This window comes from Streptomyces sp. P17, from assembly GCF_032436805.1.
GTDB lineage: Bacteria > Actinomycetota > Actinomycetes > Streptomycetales > Streptomycetaceae > Streptomyces.
In genome coordinates this window covers 1-431 of sequence record NZ_JAVRBF010000351.1, presented here as the reverse complement: position 1 = coordinate 431, position 431 = coordinate 1, and the positions used below count along the sequence as shown (strand labels likewise).

The window sequence follows — 431 nt, the reverse complement described above, 5'->3', positions numbered from 1 at the left end:
GGCTGACGTGCTGGCGACCGCTGCGGCGATGGCGTCGGTCGGTGTCGAGGCGGAGGCCGGCGGCACGGCGATGTCCAAGACATGGCGGCTCATCGACGCGCACGTCCGTGCCGGTGGCAACGGTTTGGCGACACTGGCCCGCATCAGCGGGCAGACCGCCGATGAGTTCCGCGAGAAGTGGTGACGTGACGCCGCTGGTGCGACCGCCGATTTCGTCGAGGGTCTCGGCCGGATGCGGGCATCCGGTGAGGATGTCAATGCGGTGCTGAAGGACCTCGGCGTCGATGGTGAGCGGCAGCTCGACGTGATTGGGCGTCTCGCTGGCGCTACCCGAGCGGCTGGCACCGAGCAGGACCTGCTGCGGGACGCGCTGAAGCTGGGTGCGGAGGCGTGGGAGCAGAACAATGCGCTGTCACTGGAGGCAGCGAAGC

General features: G+C 68.9%; 1 protein-coding gene. It reads left to right on the top strand.

What is annotated here, in order from left to right; translation table 11 throughout:
• Nucleotides 1-184, top strand: a 184-nt coding sequence (locus tag RMT89_RS41235) for a hypothetical protein (RefSeq protein ID WP_315888883.1), incomplete at its 5' end; no start/stop codon positions are given.
• Nucleotides 185-431: the final 247 nt, after the last annotated feature.